This is a genomic window from Pseudomonas sp. NFACC24-1 (assembly GCF_900115235.1).
GTDB lineage: Bacteria > Pseudomonadota > Gammaproteobacteria > Pseudomonadales > Pseudomonadaceae > Aquipseudomonas > Aquipseudomonas fluorescens_AA.
Genome location: NZ_FOVS01000012.1, coordinates 114,602 through 138,791, shown reverse-complemented (window position 1 = coordinate 138,791; position 24,190 = coordinate 114,602). Strand labels below are relative to the sequence as shown.

General features: G+C 60.0%; 22 protein-coding genes and 1 pseudogene. 19 read left to right on the top strand and 4 right to left on the bottom strand.

Going from position 1 to position 24,190, the window contains the following annotated elements; all coding sequences use genetic code 11:
• Window positions 1–116: 116 nt before the first annotated feature.
• The 12 genes and pseudogenes from BM317_RS13615 to BM317_RS13560 all read left to right on the top strand — a co-directional run.
• A pseudogene (locus BM317_RS13615) lies at window positions 117–290 on the top strand (electron transfer flavoprotein subunit alpha/FixB family protein); the annotation flags it as partial.
• A 201-nt stretch (window positions 291–491) separates the two neighbouring features.
• Complete coding sequence (locus BM317_RS13610; protein ID WP_092474580.1) at window positions 492–1,391, top strand: glycine betaine ABC transporter substrate-binding protein; 900 nt, start codon at window positions 492–494, stop codon at window positions 1,389–1,391.
• Between the two features lie 182 nt (window positions 1,392–1,573).
• Window positions 1,574–2,218: a dimethylsulfonioproprionate lyase family protein gene (locus BM317_RS13605; protein ID WP_092474578.1), complete on the top strand. Its 645-nt coding sequence runs from the start codon at window positions 1,574–1,576 to the stop codon at window positions 2,216–2,218.
• Window positions 2,215–3,099, top strand: a complete 885-nt coding sequence (locus BM317_RS13600; RefSeq protein ID WP_256574144.1) for a DMT family transporter — start codon at window positions 2,215–2,217, stop codon at window positions 3,097–3,099. The genes BM317_RS13605 and BM317_RS13600 overlap by 4 nt, the downstream gene beginning before the upstream one ends.
• Before the next feature lie 193 nt (window positions 3,100–3,292).
• On the top strand, window positions 3,293–3,442 hold the full coding sequence (locus tag BM317_RS30705) for a hypothetical protein (protein WP_170842293.1): 150 nt from the start codon (window positions 3,293–3,295) through the stop codon (window positions 3,440–3,442).
• Window positions 3,443–3,572: 130 nt separating this feature from the next.
• Window positions 3,573–4,517 (top strand): fatty acid desaturase, encoded by a 945-nt coding sequence (locus tag BM317_RS13590; protein ID WP_092167072.1) that lies wholly within the window; start codon window positions 3,573–3,575, stop codon window positions 4,515–4,517.
• Window positions 4,518–4,547: 30 nt separating this feature from the next.
• Window positions 4,548–5,579, top strand: a complete 1,032-nt coding sequence (locus BM317_RS13585; protein ID WP_092167074.1) for an ABC transporter ATP-binding protein — start codon at window positions 4,548–4,550, stop codon at window positions 5,577–5,579.
• A complete protein-coding gene (locus BM317_RS13580; RefSeq protein ID WP_092167077.1) occupies window positions 5,576–6,205 on the top strand; it encodes an ABC transporter permease in 630 nt (209 codons plus the stop codon). The genes BM317_RS13585 and BM317_RS13580 overlap by 4 nt, the downstream gene beginning before the upstream one ends.
• Entirely contained in the window at window positions 6,205–6,888 is a 684-nt protein-coding gene (locus BM317_RS13575) for an ABC transporter permease (RefSeq protein WP_092167079.1), read from the top strand. Before BM317_RS13580 ends, BM317_RS13575 begins: the two co-directional genes overlap by 1 nt.
• Before the next feature lie 49 nt (window positions 6,889–6,937).
• Window positions 6,938–7,843, top strand: a complete 906-nt coding sequence (locus tag BM317_RS13570; protein ID WP_092474577.1) for an ABC transporter substrate-binding protein — start codon at window positions 6,938–6,940, stop codon at window positions 7,841–7,843.
• A 36-nt stretch (window positions 7,844–7,879) separates the two neighbouring features.
• Window positions 7,880–9,208, top strand: coding sequence for an LLM class flavin-dependent oxidoreductase (locus BM317_RS13565; RefSeq protein WP_092167081.1), 1,329 nt, complete (start codon window positions 7,880–7,882; stop codon window positions 9,206–9,208).
• Window positions 9,209–9,243: 35 nt separating this feature from the next.
• Window positions 9,244–10,026: a phosphate/phosphite/phosphonate ABC transporter substrate-binding protein gene (locus tag BM317_RS13560; RefSeq protein WP_092167084.1), complete on the top strand. Its 783-nt coding sequence runs from the start codon at window positions 9,244–9,246 to the stop codon at window positions 10,024–10,026.
• Between the two features lie 36 nt (window positions 10,027–10,062).
• Here BM317_RS13560 and BM317_RS13555 read toward each other — a convergent pair whose 3' ends face one another.
• The gene (locus BM317_RS13555) at window positions 10,063–12,006 is read right to left on the bottom strand and encodes a methyl-accepting chemotaxis protein (RefSeq protein WP_092167086.1); all 1,944 of its coding nucleotides are present in this window, start codon (window positions 12,004–12,006) and stop codon (window positions 10,063–10,065) included.
• Between the two features lie 292 nt (window positions 12,007–12,298).
• Between BM317_RS13555 and BM317_RS13550 the strand changes: the two genes are divergently transcribed.
• Window positions 12,299–13,342 carry a GlxA family transcriptional regulator gene (locus tag BM317_RS13550; RefSeq protein ID WP_092474575.1) on the top strand — a complete coding sequence of 348 codons (1,044 nt, stop codon included), beginning with the start codon at window positions 12,299–12,301 and terminating at the stop codon, window positions 13,340–13,342.
• Window positions 13,343–13,428: 86 nt separating this feature from the next.
• On the opposite strand, the gene BM317_RS13545 is transcribed toward BM317_RS13550, so the two are convergent.
• Both BM317_RS13545 and BM317_RS13540 read right to left on the bottom strand, forming a co-directional pair.
• On the bottom strand, window positions 13,429–13,842 hold the full coding sequence (locus tag BM317_RS13545; RefSeq protein WP_060741527.1) for a hypothetical protein: 414 nt from the start codon (window positions 13,840–13,842) through the stop codon (window positions 13,429–13,431).
• A gap of 515 nt (window positions 13,843–14,357) precedes the next feature.
• Window positions 14,358–15,080 carry a pirin family protein gene (locus BM317_RS13540; RefSeq protein ID WP_092474573.1) on the bottom strand — a complete coding sequence of 241 codons (723 nt, stop codon included), beginning with the start codon at window positions 15,078–15,080 and terminating at the stop codon, window positions 14,358–14,360.
• A 311-nt stretch (window positions 15,081–15,391) separates the two neighbouring features.
• Between BM317_RS13540 and BM317_RS13535 the strand changes: the two genes are divergently transcribed.
• Together BM317_RS13535 and BM317_RS13530 are read left to right on the top strand one after the other, a co-directional pair.
• Window positions 15,392–16,342 carry a GlxA family transcriptional regulator gene (locus BM317_RS13535; protein ID WP_092167093.1) on the top strand — a complete coding sequence of 317 codons (951 nt, stop codon included), beginning with the start codon at window positions 15,392–15,394 and terminating at the stop codon, window positions 16,340–16,342.
• Window positions 16,343–16,526: 184 nt separating this feature from the next.
• On the top strand, window positions 16,527–18,017 hold the full coding sequence (locus BM317_RS13530; protein WP_092474571.1) for an ATP-binding protein: 1,491 nt from the start codon (window positions 16,527–16,529) through the stop codon (window positions 18,015–18,017).
• Here BM317_RS13530 and BM317_RS13525 read toward each other — a convergent pair.
• Window positions 17,964–20,768, bottom strand: coding sequence for an ATP-binding protein (locus tag BM317_RS13525; protein WP_092474569.1), 2,805 nt, complete (start codon window positions 20,766–20,768; stop codon window positions 17,964–17,966). The two genes, BM317_RS13530 and BM317_RS13525, sit on opposite strands and share 54 nt — an antisense overlap.
• Window positions 20,769–21,128: 360 nt before the next feature.
• On the opposite strand from BM317_RS13525, the gene BM317_RS13520 reads away from it, so the two are divergent.
• The 4 genes from BM317_RS13520 (at window position 21,129) to BM317_RS13505 (ending at window position 24,110) form a co-directional block, all read left to right on the top strand.
• Entirely contained in the window at window positions 21,129–21,950 is an 822-nt protein-coding gene (locus BM317_RS13520; protein ID WP_092167100.1) for an alpha/beta fold hydrolase, read from the top strand.
• Between the two features lie 183 nt (window positions 21,951–22,133).
• A complete protein-coding gene (locus BM317_RS13515; RefSeq protein WP_060741535.1) occupies window positions 22,134–23,081 on the top strand; it encodes a LysR family transcriptional regulator in 948 nt (315 codons plus the stop codon).
• The gene (locus BM317_RS13510) at window positions 23,078–23,491 is read left to right on the top strand and encodes a DoxX family protein (protein ID WP_072406841.1); all 414 of its coding nucleotides are present in this window, start codon (window positions 23,078–23,080) and stop codon (window positions 23,489–23,491) included. Before BM317_RS13515 ends, BM317_RS13510 begins: the two co-directional genes overlap by 4 nt.
• Complete coding sequence (locus BM317_RS13505; protein ID WP_092167103.1) at window positions 23,484–24,110, top strand: antibiotic biosynthesis monooxygenase; 627 nt, start codon at window positions 23,484–23,486, stop codon at window positions 24,108–24,110. Before BM317_RS13510 ends, BM317_RS13505 begins: the two co-directional genes overlap by 8 nt.
• The last annotated feature ends 80 nt before the right edge of the window (window positions 24,111–24,190 follow it).

Sequence of the window (24,190 nt, the reverse complement as noted above, 5' to 3'; positions counted from 1 at the left end):
TGACGTAAAAACCGGGATTACCATCCAGTCGAAACAGGGGGGGCTGGCTCGTGCGGCCGGCCATCGTGTCGATCCAAAGTGCAAGGGGGCTGTGCGAAGCGCTATGCCAGGAACCGCTCTACATCGCGGCGGGTATCAGTGGCGCCATTCAACCTTTGGCGGGCATGCGTGGTTCAAAGGTCATCGTTGCGATCAACCAGGACGCTGAAGCGCCAATTGCCCAGGTGGCGGATTACATGTGGGTGGCGGATCTGTTCGAGGCCTTGCCGGCGCTCGAAAAAGCACTGTGAGTGCTTACATTCATACGTTCCGCCAAAGGGCGGAGGAGGGCCGAACGACCTGAATACAGGAAGGGTTTCGCATAACTAGAACTTATCCACGCATAACATTAAATCCCTTGAGGAGTGTAATGGCACTCTGCTTTGATGAGGGAACGTGAATTCTTCTGCTGCCCTGCCAATAACTATTAATACAGTACGCGGAGATGCACCATGATGACGTTTTCCAGTAAAACTCGTATCGGCTGGCTTGCAGGCCTGGCGATGGCCGCCGGCAGCCTGATGGCACACGCCGAGGAACCCACGCCCATTCGTATCGGTTGGGTGAATTGGTCGGATACGGAAATCGCTGTAAAGCTGGCGGATACCGCATTGCGCGATCACTTGAAGCAACCGGTCAAATTGGTGCTCGCCGACATTGGCATTCAGTTCCAGGCCTTGGCCAACGGCAATATCGACCTGATCCCGATGGTCTGGCTGCCGAACACTCACAAGGCGTTCTATGACAAATACCAGGACAAGCTCGAAGACCTCGGCGTGCTGTATGAAGGTCGCATCGGCATGGCCGTTCCAACGTCCATTCCCGCCAGCGAACTCGCCACTGTCGAGGACCTCAACAAGCCTGAAGTGCGGCAAAAGCTCGACGGCAAGATCCTGACCTCGGAAGTGGGCAACGGCCAATACAAACTCACGGAAAAGGCCATCAAGGAATACAAGCTCGAGGGCTACAAGATGGTTGCCTCTTCAGAATCTGGGATGTTGAGCGAGCTGGATCGCAACCTCAAACGTGACAAATGGGCCTTGATCAACGCCTGGAGCCCACACTGGATGTTCGCCAAGTGGCCGCTGCGCTACCTGGATGATCCGAAGCAGATTTTCGGTGGCGCCGAGCAGATTCACGCGATTGCCCGCAAAGGCTTCAGTGCCGAACATCCCGATGTCGCCCGGTTCTTCGCCAACTTCAAGATTCCCAAGGCCGACCTTGAGAAGCTGATGGCGACCGCCCGCGACAGTTCGGCAGACAAGGTCGTTGCCGAGTACTACGCCGCCAACAAGCCTCGTTTCGAGGCCATGTTTGGCAGTCAAACCGCCTCGGCGACCGTCAGCCAATAATCGCCGCCGTTGCTTGATAGGTGTTTGCAGTTCGGTGCCCTTGACGCAAAGTGAAGGGCGTCGGCTGTCAGCGATACCGTTCGGGCTACCCTTGGAACATCAGGGCCCCGCTTCCGGTACCGATGGGATACGTTGAGCAGCCTGTCATTTTCGTCTGCGCCTGACTCAGCAAGGGGGAAACGATGATTACCCGTCACGAGCATTTGTCGTCGGATCCGGTGGTGACTCGTAGCGCGCAGTGGCTTCGGCGATCGCTGCATGAAGTCCTCTCGAACAGCTCGGGGGACGGTACATCCGGGGCGACACAGGCCTATGCCGCCGCCCTGGGCCCGACCGAGTGGTCCCTCAAGAAACCGTCGGCAACGCCCCGCGCGTTACCGGCAGTCCTGGCACCCTATTTGGCCCAGGCATTCGACGCTGCGCCAAGAGTTCCCGAACACTTGGCAGGGGTATTGGAGGCGTTGAACGCGCTGGTGCCCCATGTTCCCTGGATCAACCGTCAGGCCCAGGCCGGCCAGGACGATCGGTTCGTGGAGCGGCATTGCCATGGGATGGTCACCGGTCCAGGGGGATTGTTCGACTGTCCTGGCATGACCCTGGGGTTGGCCCTCATGGCGCCCGAAACCTGTTATCCGTTCCACCAGCATCCTCCGGCTGAGTTCTATCTGGTGTTGTCCCCAGGCGACTGGTATCGCGAGAACGTAGGCTGGTGGACGCCCGGGGCAGGGGGCATTGTCATAAACCCACCGTCCTGCACCCATGCGATGAGATCAACGCAAGCGCCACTCCTGGCGCTGTGGGGATTGCTCCATGAGTCCTGCGCTTGAGCCGACCACGGGTGATGCACACCGTGGGTGATGCCCCACGGCCGCAACTTGGAATCCTCTTGTGCCTGCTTGCCATGCTGCTCTTTGCAAGCCAGGACGGGATCACCAAAGTGCTGGTCAAGGACCTTCCCGTCGCCCAGCTCGTCATGGTGCGTTACTGGGTATTCCTGGCATTCGCTGTCGGCTATAGCCTTTATCGCGGCCACCTGGGAGCGGCGTGTCGAAGCCATCATCCGGTCCTGCAGGTCATCCGTGCCTTGCTGGGGGTGGGCGAAAGCGCGTTGTTCGGATTGGGGCTGCGCTACCTCGGAATGGCGGAAATGCATGCCCTGTATGCGGTGTTTCCGCTGATGACCCTGGCCTTGGCGGGCGCGTTCCTGGGTGAGTTCATCGGCGTCCGTCGCTGGGTGGCCGCGGCCATAGGGTTCATGGGGACCCTGGTGATCCTCCGTCCGGGAACCGGCGTCTTCGAGTTGGCGGCGTTGATTCCGCTGTTGTCGGCCCTGGGGTTCGCGGTCTTCAGTGTGCTGACACGTCGGATCAGCCGGGATGATTCATTCGCGACGAACATGCTCTACATGGGTTTTTTCGGCGCCCTGGCCATCACGTTCTCTGGCTTGCCAGGGTGGGTTTCGCCGAACCCGACACAGTGGGGCCTGATCGCCGTGCTGTCGACGATCGGCATGGTGGCGCAGTTGCTACTCCTCCAGGCGCTCAAGTACGCAACGGCAGGTACGCTTCAACCGTTCAACTACACGCTGTTGGTGTTCGCCACATGCATCGGCCTGTTCGTATTTGGCGAACTGCCCGACCTATGGACCGTCGTGGGGGCGTGCATGGTGATTGCCGCAGGCCTGTATGCAATCAAGGCGAAAGGGTAGGAAGCCCGTTTCATGTTATTCGATCCAGGAATAAGCATAATAGAATATATTCCTTGATCGAATTAGTTGGCATGTTAAGTTGACGCTACCGGACCGCCGGATATGTTCAACCCTACTCTATGGTACGACTATGTCCGGCGCCCGAATCTTCCAAATCAGCCTTGAGGCTCTGTCGCATGATGGGGCCCATGCAGTGATTTCTCAGTCCGGCACTCTGCGCATCAGTTCTTGTGCCGCCATTGCCGCTCCATTCGTGACCGGCAAACCTCTCCCTTGCCAGGCCAACAGTGAGGCCTGCAGTGCAATCAGCGAAGGCTTGGCGTTTCTGCTCTACGCCATGTGACGCACCGCTGTCGGCACTTCCATACCGTAACGTCAGTCAGTCATCTCCAGGTAATACCCGGTCCCGGGTGGTCGCTTGAAGTGTGAGTGAGTGGGCGTCTGTTCAGCGCAGCCTATCGCGACTTACCACCATGCCAAATTATTTGGATGAAGCTCATCGAGTTGAAATCGTCAAGCTCAGCAGGACCTTGACCAGCCAGACTGAATGGCCCACCTGGCTTTTACTGGTCGGCTTTTATCTGGCTTGGGCTCTTATTGTTTTTCATGGGCAGGCACTTGGCCAACTCATCAGCATTGTTCTGTTGGTTCCACTGGTCGTGCTCTGGATGTCGATCCAGCATGAGCTTATTCACGGTCACCCAACGCGTTGGCCTGTCATAAATAAAGCCCTGGGGTTTCTGCCGTTTGCCGTTTGGTATCCCTACGACATTTATAGGGACACGCATTTGGCACATCACAACGACGAGGTGCTGACGGTGCCTGGTCAAGATCCAGAAAGTCGCTATGTCACAAGTGCCTTCTGGTTGCAGTCACCTCGTTATGTGAAAGCGTTGCTTTGGGTAAATAAGACCTTGGGTGGTCGCTTGCTCGTGGGAGCACCATTGGCAGTGATATCCCTGCTGGGTAGCGAGATCAGAGGCTTGTTTCTCGCGGGACGAAGTACTGGACGAGTGTGGATAGCTCACGTGCTAAGTGTCGTCGTGGTGCTGACCTTGGTTGAGCAATACAGCGCCATCAGCGCTGTGCAGTACGTATTTTTAGTTTCACTGCCGGCCTTGTCCATTGCAATGATCAGGTCGTTTTACGAGCATCGGCCGTCAACGCTGCCAGAACACCGCACGGTGATCAATGAATCCTCAGGGCTTTTGAGTTGGCTCTTTCTTAACCTCAATCTTCACTTGGTTCATCACGATCTTCCCGGTTTGCCCTGGTTTTATTTGCCTCGGGTGTATAGAGCCAGGCGTGAACAATGGATCGCGCGAAACAATGGCTATGTCATTCATGGCTACTTCCAGTTATTGCAGAGGCATCTGATCAATCCCGTGGATTGTCCTCGCCATCCTGTCAGGCACTAAAAATACTCAAGCTAATCTGGGCGTCGGAAAATGATACGTTTTGAAGCCATCAAGAAAACTCATAAAGGCAGCCCGCGAATGGCCGTGAGCGATTTAACGCTTCATGTCCGGGAGGGGGAGATCTGCGTATTTGTCGGGCCAAGTGGGTGTGGCAAAACGACCATTTTGCGAATGATCAATAGACTGGACACCCAGGACAGTGGCCGCATCAGTGTCAATGGGGTGGCGACCGATGAGCTTGACGTCGTGACGCTTCGCCGTGGCATTGGTTTCATGATGCAAAGCTCAGCCTTATTTCCTCATCAAACCGTTGCAGAAAATATTGGCGCTGTTCCGCGGCTCTTGGGTTGGAGCAAGCATAAGATCCGCCAGCGCGTGAGCGAGCTCATTTCCCTGGTCGGGCTTCAGCCGGAATTTCTGGACAGGTACCCTAATCAACTGTCGGGCGGGCAGCAAAGTCGTGTTGCCTTGGCGAGGGCATTGGCCTCGGACCCACCGGTTGTATTGATGGACGAACCCTTTGCCGCGCTTGATCCGGTGATCCGCGAGCGACTGCAGGACGAACTGGTTGCGCTGCAGAGGCGTTTGCATAAAACCATCATCCTGGTGACCCATGACATGGAAGAGGCCATCAAGATTGGTGACCGGATCGCCATCTTCGAGGGTGAAGGAAAGCTTGCTCAGTTCGATACACCTCACAATATCCTTGCCCACCCTGCCAGCGAGTTTGTGAAGAACTTCATCGGCAAGGATCCGCTGTTGAAAAGACTGTCGCTGATGAAGGTTTCTGATCTTCCTTTGGATGAAGTCAATTGCGAATTCAAACTTCTGCTGGACGATAAGTCCAATCCGCTGAAGTGGGTCAGTGAATCGGACTTGCCTGTCCCGGAACTTACCACGGTGTCTAATAATGACTCGTTGCATCACGCACTGGTTAAAATTCTAACGGCTCCGCTCGGTGTGGTTGTTCGAGTGGACGAGGCGGGCGGTTACGAAGGTTGCCTGTCGATTGCCAGCTTTCACAGCGCACTCAATGAGCGCCGCTTTGGAAGTGCGCAATGATTGACTGGTCCTGGATCGTTGAAAACTGGCAGCAGATCGGTCAGCTGTTATTCGATCATATTCAGCTGGTGACCCTGGGCCTGTTTATAGGAATGTTGTTGGCGGGCGCAATGGTGCTCTTGACGTTGTGGAAGCCAGGGTTGGCGCAGCCCATGATTTATATCAGCGGAATACTTTTTACCATTCCGTCCCTGGCACTGTTCATTTTGATAATGCCCTTTGCCGGTTTGTCCAAGACGACGGCGGTGATTGGTTTGAGCCTGTATGCCTTGCTGATTGTGTTACAGAACACTTTGGCGGGCCTTGCGAGTAACCCCCCGGACGTGCTGGAAGAAGCCCGTGCGCTAGGGTACACGCGCATGCAGAGATTCCTGGGAGTTGAACTTCCCCTGGCGTTGCCTTCGTTATTGGCAGGGCTGCGAACGACTGCAGTGACATTGGTAGGGCTGGTGACGGTTACGGCGTTAATTGGTCAAGGCGGATTGGGGCAACTGTTCATTACCGGGTTGGCTCAAAGTTTCACTACGCCTGTGGCGGTCAGTTTGGTCCTGACGGTGATGTTGGCGTTATGTTTTGATTTTCTGTTTTATTCAATCAATAAATGGCTGGTCCCTTGGGTGCGCTAATGAATAGGATCGCAGATGTCTACCTCTGGTTTTCTCTTCCTGAACACTGGTTGGGCGAAGACGGAATACTGACTCGGCTGGCAGAGCATATTTATTATGTGTCTTTGAGCCTGGCGATTGCTTGTGCGATAGCGTTGCCGCTCGGCGTACTCATGGCTAACTACCGCAAAGGCGCGCAGGTTGCGATCGGGCTGTTCAATATTGGGCGAGCATTGCCTTCCCTGGGTATTGTGATACTTGCAATCATGGTCATTGGCTATGAAACCAGCACAGTGATTATCGCCTTGGTCACCATGAGCATCCCGCCGATATTGACCAATACCTATGTTGGCATCGATCAGGTGGATTCGTCTCTGAAGCATGCTGCCAAATCGATGGGGATGCGCAGATGGCAGATGTTTATCCAGCTGGAATTACCGTTGGCTTTTCCGTTGATCTTTTCTGGATTCCGATCAGCCCTGGTGCAACTTATTGCCACGGCCACCATCGCCGCCTATGCAGGGTTCGGCGGGCTGGGCAGGTTTCTCATTGACGGGCTGGGTCGAAATGACATCCCTCAAATCATTGGCGGCGCACTGGTGGTGTCGGCACTTGCGATTGTCAGCGAGTGGGTTTGTTCAATGATCGAAACACTCATGGTTCGAAAATGGCGAGCGGGGGATGTTGAACTGAGCGCTACATGATCAGGGGCATTTGAAAGTGCGTATTAATTCTGCAGAGGTGCAAATCCAAATGAAAAACAAACGACGTTCGAAGGCTCGTTCAGCGCACTCGGTTTCATTGTTGCTGGGGTTAGGCTTGCTGGTGGGCAGCGCATTTGCCAGTGCCCAGTCCATCACCATAGGCGGGGCCAATTTTTCCGAGCAGACGATTCTCGCAAATATCTATGCGTCAGCTTTGAAAAAGGAAGGGATTGAGGTCAAGACCCGGCTCAATCTGGGGAACCGCCAGATCATCGCCAAAGCGCTGGAAAACGGGGATATCGATGTTGTACCCGAGTACATAGGATCACTGTTGAGTTTCTATGACGACAAGAGCGCCCTGACCAGCCAAAAGGAGATCGTCAGCGTCTTGCAACAGAAGTTGCCGGCGGGCCTCCAGTTGCTTGAACCTTCGGCCGCGGGCTCTATTACCGCTTGGGCCGTCACCCAGAAAACCGCAGAAAAGTACAACCTGCAGACCTTGTCCGACCTGGCGCCCGTCTCCGGTGAACTCACGCTGGGTGGGCCTCCCGAAGTCACCACTGCCGCCTTAGGCCTGCCCGGGTTGAAGGCGGTCTACGGCATCAACTTCAAGAGCGTCAAATCGCTGGACATGGGCGGGCCCTTGTCGCGGCTGGCGCTGAACTCAGGTGCTATCGACGTCGCCACGGTGGTCTCCACGCAAGGCATCCTGGCAAAAGAACCTTGGGTTGTGCTCGAGGACGACAAGCACCAACAGCCCCTGCAAAACATTACGCCACTGGGGCGCAAGGCGTTGCTGACCCCAGAAGTCACCAAAGTGCTCAACGAGGTCTCTGCAAAACTGACCGATGACGACCTCAAGCAACTCAATCGCCTGGTTGATATCGATCACAAGGATCCCGCAAAAGTCGCGGCGCAGTGGGTCGCTGAAAATACCGTCAAGGCGGCCAACTGAACATGAATGCGATGTGGGTAAGGTCGCGGAGGCGTTATGTCCAATAAAAGTATGATTTTGAATCTGTTCTTTTTTAATCCCCAAGGGGATCACCGTTTTTCCTGGCGCCACCCGCTGTCGCCGACCAAGGAAATATTGACGCTGGGCTACTACGTGAAACTGGTGCAGGCAGCCGAAGCGGCGAAGTTCGATGCGGTTTTTGTCGCGGATCACGTCGCGGTCTGGGACTCCGTCGCCAGTGGGTTGAGGCACTATGCCAACGCCCGCCTTGAACCGATTACGCTCTTGTCCGCATTGGCGGCTGTCACCGAACACATCGGGCTGATGGGCACCGCTTCAACGTCCTATAACGAGCCCTTCAACATTGCGCGATATTTTGCTTCGCTGGACTACCTCAGCACAGGGCGAGCCAGCTGGAATATCGTGACCTCCTGGTTGGAAGAGGAGGCTTCGAATTTCGGATTGTCAGGCGTGACGAAACACGGCGATCGTTATCGGCGGGCCGAGGAGTTCATTCATGTCGTCAAGCAGCTTTGGGACTCCTGGGAGGAGGGGGCTCTTGAGTTTGACAAGGACAGCGGCGATTTTGCCGATCCGTCCAAAATTCACCCGATTCATCACAAAGGAGCGCATTTCAACGTGCGTGGGCCGCTTAACGTGCCGCGTCCACCGCAAGGACATCCAGTCCTTGCCCAGGCGGGGTCTTCTGAAGCGGGCAAGGATCTGGCCGCCGCCCATGGGGACGTGCATTTCTGTTTCATCAATACGGTCGAAGAGGGACTGGCGTACAGGGCCGATTTGAATCGCCGACTCGAGTTGAAGGGCCGGCATTCCAGTGATCTGAAAATCATTACCGGTGTGCTTCCGGTGGTTCTGGAGGATGAGACTGAGGAGGAGCGCCGTCGGCAACTGGAGGACAGCCTCATTATCGATGCCGTGGCGATTGATCTGGTCTCCAGCTACACCCGTCTTGATCTGACAGGCCTGTCGCCGGACAGCCCGCTGCCCGCGTTGCCGGATGAGTCTGAGTTCGATGGCATTCGAACCGAACTGGCCCTGCTCAAGAAGTACGACACGACCTTGTCCATCCGTGAAATAGGGCGCCGGTTGGTCAAGAGTTCCAGTACCTGGCTGCTGATCGGAACGGCGGAGCATATTGCCGATAAGCTTTCAGCGTTATACGAGTCGAATGCCGTCGATGGTTACAACCTCATGTTTCCGTTTTTGCCGACGGACTTCGACACATTCACCCGTGGCGTGGTGCCTTTGCTGCAAGCCAGAGGGGTTTTTCGCACGGAATATGAACCCGGGACCCTGAGGGATCGCTTGGGTTTGAAGACGCCTGCCAACCGCTTCTTGCTGTGATCAGCGTCAATCACAATCCTCTGAATGGCTTTCATATGATCAGCGATCTATCCATGTACCTCGCTCCCGCCAGGGTTTTACAGGCCCAGGACGCCTGGCTCCAGCGCACCCTGGAGATTCTGGGTGAGCGCCGTGAGCAAAGACCGATCGTTGATCCCGTGTCCCATTGGCTTTCCCCTGATCTGTTGTTATCCCAGACCTGCGGCTATCCATTCGTCACGTCACTGCGGGGAAAGGTGAGGCTGATAGGGCGTCCGAGCTATGAGCTTGCTCATAGCTCGGGGGGTGACCATTGCAGTTTGCTGCTGTGTAGAGCTGATTCGGCCGTCACCGATCTGGCGGGTTTGCAGGGCAGCCATGGTCTGATCAACGCCCGGGATTCCAACTCGGGAATGAATTTATTGCGCCACACGTTGGCTGGGATCAGCGACCGTGGTTTTTTCTCGAAACTGACCTTCACCGGATCCCACAGGGAGAGCATTCGAAGGTTGAAAAACCACGACGGTGATTTGGCTTCTATCGACAGCGTCACCTACGACTATCTGGCGAGAGACAACAGTGACGAGATCGAAGGCCTCAGGATCCTGGTGCGAAGTGTGCGCAGTCCCTGCCTGCCTTACATAACATCGATTCGTCGAACGGCGACGCAAGCAGAGTCTATCCGGCACGCAATGAACGAAGCCTTGAGCCAGCTTCCCGAGATTTCCCGTGACTTGGCGATCAGGGAAGTCCTGCCGGCCAGTGAGGCTGACTATGAGTGTCTTCTGGAGTATGAGCGCAGTGCGGCCAATCGCGGCTTTTCGTTTGTATCATCCTGAGCGGCGAGCCGTCCCTGGCTCGCCACCTCGAACACGCTAGAACTTGAAGCGCCCAACCAAGCCCTTGAGCTGCCCGGAAATATCCGTCAAACGCCCCGAGCCGGTCTGTGCCGAGTGAGCGAATTCCTCGACCAACTGGGCATCGGCATGAATCTGCGCGATGTGCCGGTTGATGTCTTCGGCGACCTGGTGCTGTTCCTCTGCCGCCGTGGCGATCTGGGTGTTCTGATCGCGAATCGAGTCCACCGAATTGCGGATCTTGTCGAAGCTGTCACGGGCCTGCTGAATGCGCTCGACGCTGGTGTGGGACACCTGCAGGCTGCTTTGCATCTGCTGGGTGACTTCCTGGGTGCGCCGTGCGAGGTTGCCCAGCAGGCTGTCGATCTCGCCGGTGGAGTCGGCGGTGCGGCGTGCCAGGGCCCGCACTTCGTCGGCCACCACGGCGAACCCACGACCTTGATCGCCGGCCCGTGCGGCTTCGATCGCGGCGTTGAGGGCCAACAGGTTGGTCTGTTCGGCGATCGAGCGGATGGTGTCGAGGATGGTGTTGATGTTCTTGCTGTCCTGTTCCAGCGCCTGCATGGTCTGGGTCGACTGCTGCAGGTCCTCGCTCAGTTTCAGCACGCTGCCGGTGGCTTCGCCGATGTGATGCTGGCCGTCGTGCACATCGCGGTAGCCTTCGTCCGCACTGGAGGCGGCCTGGCTGCAAGAGCGGGCCACTTCGTTGGCGGTGGCAACCATTTCGTTGAACGCGGTGCTCACCAATTCCACGGCCTGGCGCTGGCGCCCGGCGGCATCGTTCATGTTCTGGGCCACGTGGCTGGTATCGGCCGCGGCGGTTTGCAGGTCGGAAGAGGCGCTGCCGATGCGTTGCATCAGTTGCGCGATCATGCCCAGGAACTGGTTGAACCAGCCCGCCAGGGTGGCCGTTTCGTCCTTGCCTTGCACGATGAGTTTGCGGGTGAGGTCGCCTTCACCTTCGGCGATTTCCTGCAGGCCATTGGCAACGCCGCGAATCGGCCGCACGATCACGCTGGCGAAACTGGCGCCCACCACGGCGAAGACCACGGCCAGCGCGGCGGCGATGGCGGCGATCAGCCAAGTCAGGCTCGAGGCTTCGGCCATCACTTCATCGCGCTTGATCAGGCCGATGAAGCGCCAGCCCAGCCCTTTGGAACTGACCACGTTGGCCATGTAGGGCACGCCGTCGATCTCGATCTGAGTCACGCCATCGCTGCTTTTGGCCAGCTCGGCATAGTGGGGGCCAAGGTCGGCCAGCGGCTTGAAGTTGTGCTTGGCATCGGCGGCGTCCACCAGGACGTTGCCGTTGGCTTCCACCAGCATCAGGTAGCCGCTGTCGCCCAGCTTGATGTTCTTGACCAGCTCGGTGAGCTGCTTGAGCGACACGTCCAGGCCGACCACGCCCACGACGTTGCCGCTGGCGTCGGCGACCGTGTGTACGGTGCCGATCAGCGACACATCGTCCGGCGCCCAGTAATAGGCGTCCGTGCGCACGGTTGTACCCGGTGCGGCGATGGCAGCCTTGTACCAAGGGCGCACGCGCGGATCATAGTTGGTCATCTTCGGATCGTCAGGCCAGCTGGCGTAGCCGCCGTCGCTCAGGCCCACGGACAGATAGGCGGTGGTCGGATGGCTCTTGGCGAATCGGTCGAATATTTCCAGAAGTTGTTGGTTGATCTCGGGGAGCGGTGTTTGTGCGGCATCGGCCAGGGAGTAGTTTTTCAACCCCTTGGCGGCGATGATCCGTGGATCCTTGGCGATGTATTCGACGTTCTGGCTGATGCCATCGAAGAACTGTTTCATGCCGTTGTCGATCTGGCGGATTTCACGGCCGCTGCTGTCCAGGAAGTTGGCCTTTGCGGCGTCGCGCAGGTTCATTACGACAAGCACCGCTACCAGGATAACCGGGAGGCAGGCGATGGCCGCGAACGCCCATGTCAGCTTCTGTTTGATATTCATGACTTCTCCCGCGGAATATTTTAAGTGTTGGAACGGCGGAAACAGCAGTGTTTGGCGTTGCGAGTCTCTGGAAGGGAAAAGCGCCCATGCCTACTGCCACTGTATCGACCAAAGTTGTAGGCACTTGAGGCTTGCCATTTTGGCGCGGGCCGATCGGTAGAGGGCGTAGGCGCGATTGCAGGCGGCTTGACTAGTCTGGAAGATAGCGTGGTTTGCCCTGCGCCTTCGCTCTGCGGCTCGGGCACCCACGTGCAGCCAATCCTCATTGTCTTTAATGTATTAACGAGGCCCTATGCCAAGCGCATTCGAGAGCGTACTCAAAAACAAGAACATGGCTTATCGACCGCTCGGAGCGGCGTCCGCCAGCGAGGCGCCGATCCGCGTGGCGTTTGTATTGATGGACAACTTCTCGATGATGTCCTTCACCGGTGCGGTGGACGCGCTGGTGACCGCCAACCTGATGAGCGACATGCCCCTCTACGAGGTGCTGACGGTGGGGGGTTCAGGTGGGCAGGTGACGAGCGACCTGGGCATTGTCATCTCGACGGACATCGAACTGGCGCAGATGCCGGAAAACCAGGACGTGCTGATTGTCGCCGGGGGCTTTCGCGTGAAGTTGCAAGGCCATCCCTTGCTGCGCCGCAAGCTGCGCGCTAATGCGGCGTCCGGGGCGATCCTGGGCGGGTTGTGGAACGGTGTCTTCTTCGTTGCCGATGCCAATCTGTTGGATGGTTTCGAATGCGCTGTCCACCCGGAAAGTCGCGCGATGATGGTGGAGGTGTTCCCCCATGTGAAGGTGTCCAGCCGGGCCTATGTGGTGGATCGGGAGCGGGTCAGTTGCGCGGGCGCCAACAGTTCGCTGCGCATGATGCTCCAATTGATTCGCCAGACGGGCGGAGCGGCGCTGGTGGGGGCCATCGAGGAAATTCTGCGTTGTGATGAGTCGGGCGACGATGCGACGGACTTGCCACCGGTTTTCGTCGAGACCGACCCGACGCTGCCGGAAAGCCTCAAGTTGGCGTTGGAACTGATGTGGCAGAACGTAGAGGAGCCCTTGACCATCGATGAGCTGGCCGCGTGCGTGAAGATTTCCAAGCGCCAGTTGGAGCGACGGTTCTGCAGTTTTCTCGGCGCGACCCCAACGCGCTATTACCTGGAGCTGCGCCTGACGCGGGCGCGCCAACTCATCCAGCAAACCAATCGATCCGTGACCGAAATCGCCGTGGCGACAGGTTTTGTCAGCTCCCCGCACTTCCAGCGTCGTTTCCGGGATTTCTTTGGTGTGCCGCCTGGCAGTTACCGTTCGAAATCGGAGCGCAAGCAAGCTTTGCGCTGAAGGCGCTGACGGATCGGAACGTGAGTTTTTGGGGCGGGAGGGCTACTCAGCTCAGCGGGAGCAAGCTCCCGCGTCACGGACACAAATCAGCTGTTATCGTCGGTTTGTGTTTCGGTGGGCAGGTCTTCGGTTTGCGGAGCGGCTTGTGATGCGGTCAAAGTCGTCTCCTTGCACAGCACCTTGCCTACTTCGTCGGCTATCGAGCCGTCGATGATTCGCCCTTGCATCTGGTCGAACTGGGCTTTTTCCAGCACTGCGAGGCTGTTGTACATCCCCATGTGCCGTACATTGCGGCTGGCGCAGTCGAGTTCGAGTTTTGTGTAGTTGGTGAAGTAAGCCCCGGATCTCTGTACGGTGGCCTGGATGGCTGAGCCGCTGTCGATAAACGACACGATGGAGTACACGGCATCCGAATCATCGTAAAGGTATTTGATGTTCTGAACTTCCGCGACCGCACTGCACGCAATGGAGATTAAAGCGAGGGATATGACGGTTTTCATGCTTTCTTCCGTGAATAAGCAAGTCAGGAATATTAGTGGCAAAGTGAGATTATTTTGCCGGGACTCATACATTGGGTCAATTTACTTCGGGCAGTCTCTATGACCGCCGGTCAGAAGCGAAATCCTTTTGGGAACTTTATAGATCCCTCGGGCTCGTGGCAACCGACGAGCACATTTCCTGGGTAATGGGCCCTTCCCGATACGCACCGCAGCTCCATTAGATCAAAGCTTGAATTCGTCCAATCGCCTGACTTTTTTTAGAAGTTTTTCGTCTGAGCTGCACGGGTAATCACGGTTTCAGGACTTTCGAGCTTTTTCCGCCCCGAAAGAAAAATCGAACATCAATGCAAAAAGAATCGCCCCGACGCAGATAGGTCTGGCGGGTCACCACGCGGCTGCGCCATGCCGCACAGGTGCGGGCGGCCATCCATTCAATGTGGAGGCGCCATTGTGAAACACCCATTGTGGGAGCGAGCAAGCTCGCTCCCACAGGGTCTACAGGTTGCTTCATAGCCTCATGGCATCTGCGGCAGCTCCTGCGGCCGCAGATCGAACACGAGCACCTCGGCATCCTGGCCGTGACTCAAGGTCAGGACCTGCTCCTCGCGTACCCGCACGCCGTCACCCTCCTGCAACTGCACGCCGTTGAGCTCGACAGCGCCTCGGGCCACGTGCACGTAGGCATAGCGATTCGCGGCCAGGGTCAAGGTGGCGCTTTGCTCACCATCGAACAGCCCGGCGTAGACCCGTGCATCCTGGCGCACCTGGAGTGAGCCGTCGGCGCCGTCCGGGGAGATGATCAATTGCAGGCGACCGCGTTTCTGCTCGCTGCTGAAATGCTCCTGTTGATAGCGTGGCGTGGCGCCACTGACGTTGGGCACGATCCAGATCTGCAGGAAGTGCACCGGCTCGTCCGCACTGTGGTTGAACTCGCTGTGGGCCACGCCGCTGCCGGCGCTCATCAACTGCACGTCGCCGGGGCGAATGACCGAGCCCGTGCCCAGGGTGTCCTTGTGTTCCAGCGCCCCTTCAAGCACGTAGGAAAAGATCTCCATGTCCCGGTGGGGATGCTGGCCGAAACCCTTGGCCGCGGCGACCCGGTCGTCGTTGATGACCAGCAGGTCGGAGAAGCCCTGTTCGTTGAGGTTGCGGTAGCTGGCGAACGAGAAGGTGTGGAACGAGGTCAGCCAGCCGTGGCGGGCAATGCCGCGGTCCGAAGCTTTGCGAAGGGTCAGCATGATGATTCTCCTGATGTCTATGGGCGGCGGCTGGGGCCGTTCGCCGGGTTCAGAAGAAGGTTAATGGTTATCCTGAAGTTCAATAAGCAGGTGGAAAACGAAAGACTGTCTACTTTGAGTGGACAATCGAGAATGCCTACCGGCGGATGCCTGGCTTCGACATAATGCTGACGATAAACCCTGTGGGAGCGAGCTTGCTCGCGATAGCGGTGTGTCAGTTACATCAATTCCAACTGATCTGACGCTATCGCGAGCAAGCTCGCTCCCACCGGGGGCATTTATGTTTTCTGGATTTTTTTGGCGTCTTTTTAATGAAAACCGTTGCAATGGTGCTGTTCCCGGATTTTTTGCTGCTCGACATGGCCGGGCCTCTGGAAGTGTTTTCCATCGCCAATCGTTACCTCGAAGGGGACCTGCGTTATCAACTGCTGACCCTGGGGACCGAGCGCGGGCCGTTGCGAGCCTCCAACGGCGTGTCGGTGCAGGCCGATATCCATATCGACCAGGCATGGGCAGCCTATGACGTGTTGCTGGTGCCGGGTGGGCCGGGGGCCTATAACGACCGGCATCCGGGGCTGCACACCTGGCTGCGGGCCGCGGCGCAACGGGCTACGCGCTACGGCTCCATCTGCACCGGTGCCTTCGTACTCGGTGAGGCGGGTTTGCTCGACGGTTATCGCGTCACCACCCACTGGCATTACACCGAACGCCTGATACAACGTTTCCCCAAGGCCCTGGTGGAAACCGACAAGATCTTCCTGCAGGACCGCCGCCTGATCACCTCGGGCGGTGTCACCGCCGGGATCGACCTGGCCTTGTCCATCGTGGCCCAGGATCACGGCCGCAAAGTCGCGTTGGACGTGGCCAAGGTGTTGCTGGTGGTGATGAAGCGCCAGGGCGGCCAGGCACAGTTCAGTCCCTCGGTGGCGGCGGTGTCGACGCAGGAATCGGCCATTACCCGGGTGCAGAATCATGTGATGGAGCACCTGGAAGAACCCTTCACCATTGAGCGCATGGCCGCCTTGGCCTCCATGAGTGCGCGGCATTTCGCCCGGGTCTTTGCCCGTGAAGTGAAGATGACGCCCATGGAGTTCCTGCAGGGCGCGCGCATCGACCGGGCGCGTCATCTGCTGGAGACCACTGACCTGCCGCTCAAGACCGTGGCGTTTCGCAGTGGCTTCGGCAGTGTGCGGCACATGCGCTTTTTGTTCGGTGAAAAGCTCGGCCTGACCCCGGTGCAATATCGTCAGCAGTTCAGTTGAGGCGTCGGTGTCCGTCCAGGGCACCGTGATGTCCGTGACGCTCCCAGTGCCAGCATTGTCCTGAGGCCTGCGCCTGCCAAGATTACGGCGAACCCTTTGGAAAGGATGCGCAGGAGCCCAGGGCAGACGTGTTCGGTGATCCGCACGCTGACGCCCGCACCGGTTATCCGGCGCTGGATCGCCCATGAACAGTTTCGTCAAACCCGATAGCGAGCCGGCGGTAGGCTTCGGTCCGTTCGCCTTCTACCGGCAGCAACGGCTGGTCACCCGTGACGGCCAACCCCTCGCGCTGGGTGGCCGGGCCCTGGATGTTCTGCAGGTACTGGTGGAGCACGCCGGCCACTACGTCAGCAAGCAAACCCTCATCGCCCACGTCTGGCCTGACAGCGTCGTGGAAGCCATCAACCTGCGGGTGCACATCGCGGCGCTGCGGCGGGCCTTCGGCGACGGGCGGGATGGCGCTCGCTATATCCTCAACCATCCGCGACAAGGCTATTGCCTGGCGATGCCCCTGGTGGTGCAAGAAGGCGTGGAGTCGCCTTTGAGTCCCAGGGGCGAGCGACACAACCTGCCCACGCGCTTGAGCCCGGTAATCGGCCGCGACAGAGCCCTGGGACGGCTGCTGGCCCAAGTGCCCCGTCAAGCCCTGACCACCGTGAGCGGCACGGGTGGGGTCGGCAAGACCACCGTGGTGTTGCGGGTGGCGGAACTGCTGCTTGAGCACTTTGACGACGGGGCCTGGTTCGTTGACCTGGCGGACATCGACGATTCTTCACAGGTGATGGCGCGGGTGGCCGGCACCCTGGGTCTGGCGCCCGGTTCCTTGGGCCGGCACCTTGAGTCCTGCCGCATGTTGCTGGTGCTCGACGGTTGCGAACATGTGCTCGATGCCTGTCGGGAGTTGGCCCAGGCATTGGCTGCGGCGGCGCCCGGGGTGTCGCTGTTGTGCAGCAGTCGCGAGCCCCTGGCCCTGCCGGGCGAAAAGATCGTGCCGCTGCCGGGCCTGGCCGTGGCATCACCTCTGGAACCCGAGCACCAGATCGAGGCGTGTCCGGCGGTGCAGTTGCTGGTCGAGCGGGTGGGCGCCCGGCAACAGGGTTTCCAGCCCGTTGGCCGCGACTGGCTGATCCTGGCCCGGATATGCCAGCGCCTGGACGGCTTGCCGCTGGCGTTGGAACTGGCGGCGGCCCAGGCCGACGCCTTGGGGTTGGCCGGGGTCCTCGAACAATTGGATTACGGCTTGTCAATCTTGAGCCTCGGGCGGCGTACGGCGGTGGCCCGGCATCGAAGCCTGGAGGCCGTGCTGGATTCGAGTGTCGAGCGTTTGAGTGCTGACGAGCAAACCGTGTTCCAGCGCCTGGCGGTGTTCGAGGAGCCGTTTACGCTCAGGGCGGCGCTGGCCGTAATCAGTTGCGCTGAACTGAGTGTCGGGCAATTGCCCTCGTTGCTATTGCGGCTGGCGAGCGTGTCATTGCTGATGGTGGAGCCGCTGGCCGACGGAGTACGTTTTCGACTGCTGCACACTACTCGCGCCTATGCCCTGGACAAATTGCGGCGCAGTGGTCAGTGGCCCGTGTTTCATCGGCGTTATGTGCTGCAAGGCGCTTGGGGCGCGGGCCATTCAAGGCCCCAACCGGCGAGTCAGCCCCTGGAGCAGCGCGCCGGCTTCCAATAGGTCGGGGGTGTCGAATCCCTCGCTGAAGCGTCGGTAGACCGGCCCGAGCAGCTCCTGCGCGGCGTGGACTTGCCCGCGGCGTTGCCACAAGCGGGCCAGGGACGTGGCGCTGCGCAGTTCCCAGGCCAGGGCATGATGCTGACGGGCGACGGCCAGGGCGGCCAGCAGTTGCGTTTCGGCAGGGCCTTCCAAGGAGGGCTCGTTCCGGGCCAGCCAGGTTTCGGCGCCGGCCCGCAGGAGCTCCGCCGAGCACCAGCCCGCGGCGCCACTGCGGGCCCGTTCCAGTTGCGCCGGGTTGACAACACCAGGGCGCAGGGTGACGGCGATGTCCTGGATCAGCCCGTTTGTCGGGCTCGTCTCCAGGGGCTGGTCGTTGAATACGCTGTCGTAATGACAGGCCCAGTCATGGAACAGCATCACCGAATGTTTCTTGGCCTGCTGCTTCAACAGGTCGAGCCTTTCCCGGGCAATCGGATGATCGCCGGTGTAGTGGGCGATCACGCAACCGGCCAGCGCCAAGGTGTAGCAGATCGAAATGCCGTGATTGATCTGCAAGGCGATCTGCAGTGCCAGGTTGGCGGTACGCCGGGCTTTCTCGGCAAAACCTTGCAGCCAGAGGATGCGCGCCAGAATCGTCAGCGCGGCCACGCTCTGGTCGTATTGAACGCCGAAGCCGTGGCTGAAGCGGCTGAGATGGCCGCTCTGGGCCAGGCGCTGGATCACCTGTTCGGCCTCGCGCCGCGCCGCGCCCTGGTCACCGGTGAAATGCAGCGCCAGCACCCGCAGGCGTTGGGTGCTCAAGGACAGGATCGGGTCGCCCTGCAAACCGAGCCGGTCGAAATCCAGGCTGTGGGCCAGGGCCTGTGGGTAGTTGCCGCAACTGAGGTCCACGGTCATTTGCCCGGACACGGCCCGCAGCTCGCTGGCCAGGTCCTGGCATTGCCGGGCCAGTTGCCGGGCGCTGGCGAAGGCGCGGACCGTGGCCGGCGTGCCACCCTCGGTGTGGTAGTTGAAACTGGCGTGGGCCAGCTCCAGGGCCAGGGTCAAGCGTGGGCAGGGTGTGGGGCTGGCCCGCAACAATTGCAGCGCCTTGTTGACGTAGAGGCCGTGCTCCTTGAGCAGCGACAGCTCCTGCCAGAGGGGCAGGGTGCGGGCGGTCAGGCGGATCGCCACGGCGTGTGAACCCTGCGGGCCCAAGCCGCGGTCGAGCGCCGCGCGGATGTCGTCGCGATAGTCGGCGTAGCGGGCGATCCACAATCGGGTGGGTGTGTTCTCCCAATCGTTTTCCGCTTGCCCCATGAGGGCCAGGCAGCGTTCGGCATGGCGTTCCTGGCTGGCTGCCAATTCTCCGGCTTCGGCCAGTTTTTCCAAGGCATAACGGCGGGTGGTGTCCAACAGGCGATAGCGCACCTCTTCATCGCCGACCTCGACGTTGAGCAACGACTTGGCGACCAACTGGCTGACCGACACCAGCACCTGGTCGGGTGCGACATGCTGGCCGACGATCACCGCCGCGGCCGAGGCCAGGTTGAAACTGCCCATGAACACCGCCAGCCGCCGCAGGCAGGTCTGCTCGCAGGCCGTGAGCAGCGCGAAGCTCCAGTCCAGCGTGGCGCGCAGGGTCTGCTGGCGCGGGGCGGCGTCGGTGTCGTTGTGGAGCAGGGCGACATTGTCTTGCAGTTGCCGGTGCAGCGCTTCGAGGCTGAAGCGGCCGATTTGTCCGGCGGCCAGCTCGATGGCCAGGGGAATCCCGTCCAGCCGCTGGCAGATGTCGACCACCAACGGCACCTCGCGGTCGGTCAGTTCGAAGTCGTCACGGCTGGCCATCGCTCGCTCGGCAAACAGTTGCAGCGCCGGGTACTCCAGGGCGGGATAACCCTCGATGGGCATTTCCCGGGGCGGGCATGCCAGGGCATCCAGGCGCTGCACGTATTCGCCTTCGGCGCGCAGGCCTTCGCGGCTGGTGGCCAGGATGTGCAGGTGAGGGGCGCCGCGCAGCAAGGTCTCGCTGAGCTGGGCGATGGCGTCGATCAGGTGCTCGCAGTTGTCGATCACCAGCAGCAGATGCCGCTCCTTGAGCGGTCGGGCGACGGTGTCCAGCGGATCACCCTCCTGCAGCGGCAGGTCGAGCAATGCGCACAGGTTGGGGACGATCATGGCCGCATCGTTGAGCGATGCCAGGTCCAGCAGATGGGTGCCGTCACGGTAGTGGCCGATCAGCCGTTCAGCGACCCGCAGGGCGACGGTGGTCTTGCCGATGCCGCCGGTGCCGACCAGGGTAATGAAACGCTTTCGTGGCAACTGGGTCACCAGGTTTTCCACCAAGGCCTGGCGTCCGATCAGGCGCGTGCGCTGCAGCGGCAGGTTGCGCGCCAGGGACGGATGAGGAATGCGCGCCAATGGGTCGAGGGATCCGAATGACACCGGCGCGACAAAGCTGTAGCCGCGCTGCGCCACGGTGACGATGTAGCGCTGCCCGGCCTGGCCGTCCCCGAGGGCCTTGCGCAGTGCCGCGACGTGTACGCGCAGGTTGGTGTCCTCTACCACGCTCCTGGGCCAGACCCGGGCGATCAGTTGCTGCTTGCTCACCACCTCGCCTGCGTGTTCGAGCAACACCAGCAGAATCTCCACGGCCCGTCGTCCCAGGCGCAACGGTTGCTCGCCCTCCAGCACCAGGCGCTGGCGCGGATGGACCCGGTAAGGGCCGAAATGCACCGTCTGTTCGACGGGCAGGCTGAGGTATTGGCTCATGGTGCTCTCAAATGTTCTGGGCTCGATGCCTGGGCTTTACCCGAGCATATTCCTCAGGTTTGGCTTCAAGCGCAACGGCGCGGGCTTCCCTGCCAGGCACAGATCCCTGTGGCGAGGGGATTTATCCCCGTTGGGCTGCGAAGCGGCCCCACAACCCAAACTCCAGTCAGCCTGACACACCGATATGTCGCTTTTGGGGCTGCTGCGCAGCCCAGCGGGGATAAATCCCCTCGCCACAAAAGCAGTCTTAATCCGGGTTTTTAACACCCTCGTCCCGAAAAAATTAACAACGTTTAACTCACGCCCATGCCCCCTCTGACCAGACCATAAAGCGATCCACCCACCTCAAGGAGTCATGTCATGAGCACCTTCATCACCCGCGACGGCACCGAGATCTACTACAAGGATTGGGGCAGTGGTCAACCGGTGGTCTTCAGCCACGGCTGGCCGTTGAACTCGGACAGTTGGGAGGCGCAGATGATGTTCCTGGCGTCCAACGGCTATCGGGTGATCGCCCATGACCGCCGTGGACACGGGCGTTCCAGCCAGCCTTGGGACGGCAACGACATGGACACCTACGCCGATGACCTGGCCGAGCTGATCGAACGCTTGGACTTGAAGGATGCGGTGCTGCTCGGCTTCTCCACCGGCGGTGGCGAAGTGGCACGCTACATCGGTCGCCATGGCGCCGCCCGGGTCGCCAAGCTCGGCCTGATCTCGGCGGTGACGCCGCTGATGCTCAGGACCACGGCCAATCCTGGCGGCTTGCCCATCGAAGTTTTCGACGGTTTCCGCCAGGCCTCCCTGGCCGACCGTTCCCAGCTATACAAAGATGTGGCCAGCGCGTTTTTCGGTGCCAACCGTCCGGGCGCCAAAGTCTCCCAAGGCATGATCGACTGGTTCTGGATGCAGGGCATGCTCGCCGGCCACAAGAACGCCTACGACTGCATCAAGGCGTTCTCGGAGACCGATCTTTCCGATGACCTGCGCAACATCGACGTGCCGACTCTGGTGGTCCATGGCGATGACGACCAGGTGGTCCCCATCGAAACCGCCGGCATCGCCGCCGCCAAATTGCTGAAGAACTCGCAGTTGCTGGTGTACCCGGGCGCGCCCCATGGCCTGACCGATACCCACAAGGACCGGCTGAACGCGGACCTGCTGGCGTTCATCCGGGGCTGAAGGGGAGGTGCCGGGCTTGCCCTGATGCTATGAGGCAAGCACAGATTTCATGTGGGAGCGGGCTTGCTCGCGAAAGCGGTGTGTCAGTCGACGAAGATGTTGAATGTCGGTGCGCCTTCGCGAGCAAGCCCGCTCCCACAGGGACTCCACCAACCCTTGGCATTCAACAGGACCAAAAAACCGATGAACCGCAACGATTTACGCCGTCTCGACATGAACCTGCTGGTGATCTTCGAGGCGCTGATGTTCGAGAAAAACCTGACCCGCGTCGCCGAAAAGCTCTTCATGGGCCAACCAGCGGTGAGCGCGGCGCTGGGGCGGCTGCGGGATCTGTTCGATGACCCGTTGCTGATCCGTCACGGTCGTGGCATGGAACCGACCCCGCGAGCCCTGGCGATCCTGCGAGAGCTGCAACCGGCCATGGACACCATCTCCGGCGCGGTCAGCCGGGCCAAGGCGTTCGACCCGTCCACCAGTTGCGATGTGTTTCGCATCGGGCTGTCCGACGATGCCGAATTCGGCCTGTTTCCTCCACTGCTGAGCCAACTGCGCGAAGAGGCGCCGGGGATCATCGTGGTGGTGCGCCGAGCCAATTTCCTGCTGATGTCGTCGCTGCTGGCCAGCGGTGAAATCAGCGTCGGCGTGAGCTACACCACCGATCTGCCGGCCAATGCCAAACGCAAGAAACTGCGGGACATTCCTTGCAAGGTCTTGCGTGGCGACAAGCGCCCGGGGCCGCTGACCCTGGACGAGTACTGCTCGCGGCCCCACGCCATGGTTTCGTTTTCGGGCGACTTGAGCGGCAACATCGACCTGGACCTGGCCCGTATCGGCCGGACCCGTAAAGTGGTGCTGGCGGTGCCGCAATTCAGCGGGCTGCGAGCCTTGCTGGCCGGCACCGAGCTGATCGCCACCGTGCCCGACTATGCCGCCTGTGCGCTGGTGGAAGGCTGCGCACTGCGTGCCGAGGACCCGCCGTTCGAGATCAATGCGGCCGAACTGTCGATGGTCTGGAGCGGCGTGCATGACAACGACCCGGCGGAGCGCTGGCTGCGCTCGCGCATTGCCAGTCACATGTCCCAACCCTTGCCGGCCGCTGCCTCGGCGGCCCCGGACGGAGCGCACCGATGAACATGACCGATGAGCGCCCGTGGCAGGACCTGGGCTTGTTGTTCCTGCGCCTGAGCGGCGGGTTGTTCCTGCTGTGGGTCCATGGGCTGCCGAAGCTGTTGCACTACAGCGTCGAGCTGACCCGGATCGAAGACCCGTTTCACCTCGGCGCGGCGCCAACCCTGATCCTGGCGATTTTCGCCGAGGTGCTGTGTCCGCTGCTGATCATGGCCGGCGTGCTGGTGCGCCTGGCGTGCTTGCCCATCCTGTTTCTGCTGGCGGTGGCGCTGCTGGTGGTGCATCCGCAGTGGAGCCTGGAAGAGGGGCAGTTCGGTTGGTTGCTGCTGATTGTATTTACCAGCGTGTTCATTGCCGGGCCTGGGCGCCTGGCGCTGAACGCGCGTTTTGATGGAGTGCTGCGCCATGCCTGAATCTCAAGCTGTTGAATCCACCGCGAGCCCATCCCGGCCCGGCTTCGACGAAATCGTGACCCTGGTGGTCAAGCACCGGATCAAGGCCGGCCAGGACGTGGCGTACGAGGCCTGGTTACGCCGCATCGTGCGCGTGGCCGGTCAATGGCCGGGCCACCTGGGCGTGGACGTGGTGCGCGGCAAACTGGGTGGGTTGTCGCTGTTCACCTGCGTGCTGCGTTTCTGCTCCACCGAAGCCATGCAACGCTGGCTGGACTCACCCGAACGCCGGGAACTGGTGGAAGAAGCCGCACCCTTGCTGGCCGACGGCGACCAGACAGAAGTCGGGTCGCACAAGGAGTTTTGGTTCGCCCCGCTGGCCGATGCCGCCACGCCACCGCCGCGCTGGAAGCAGGCCGTGGTGACGCTGCTGGTGATCCTGCCCCATACGCTGCTGGTGCCTTTGCTCTGGGGGCCGGTGCTGCAACTCAACGCCTTTCTGTCGAACTACGTGGTTGCCACGTTTTTGATCACCCTGACCATCGTGCTCTCGGTCTGCTACGTGTGCATGCCGCTGGCGACCCGTTTGTTCGCCCCTTGGCTGGAAGCCTCGAAAGCTCACGAACAGCTGAAACCATAAGCGTTATCACATTGTGCTGGCGAGCGCTCTTGTGGCGAGGGGATTTATCCCCGCTGGACTGCGAAGCAGTCCTGAAAGAG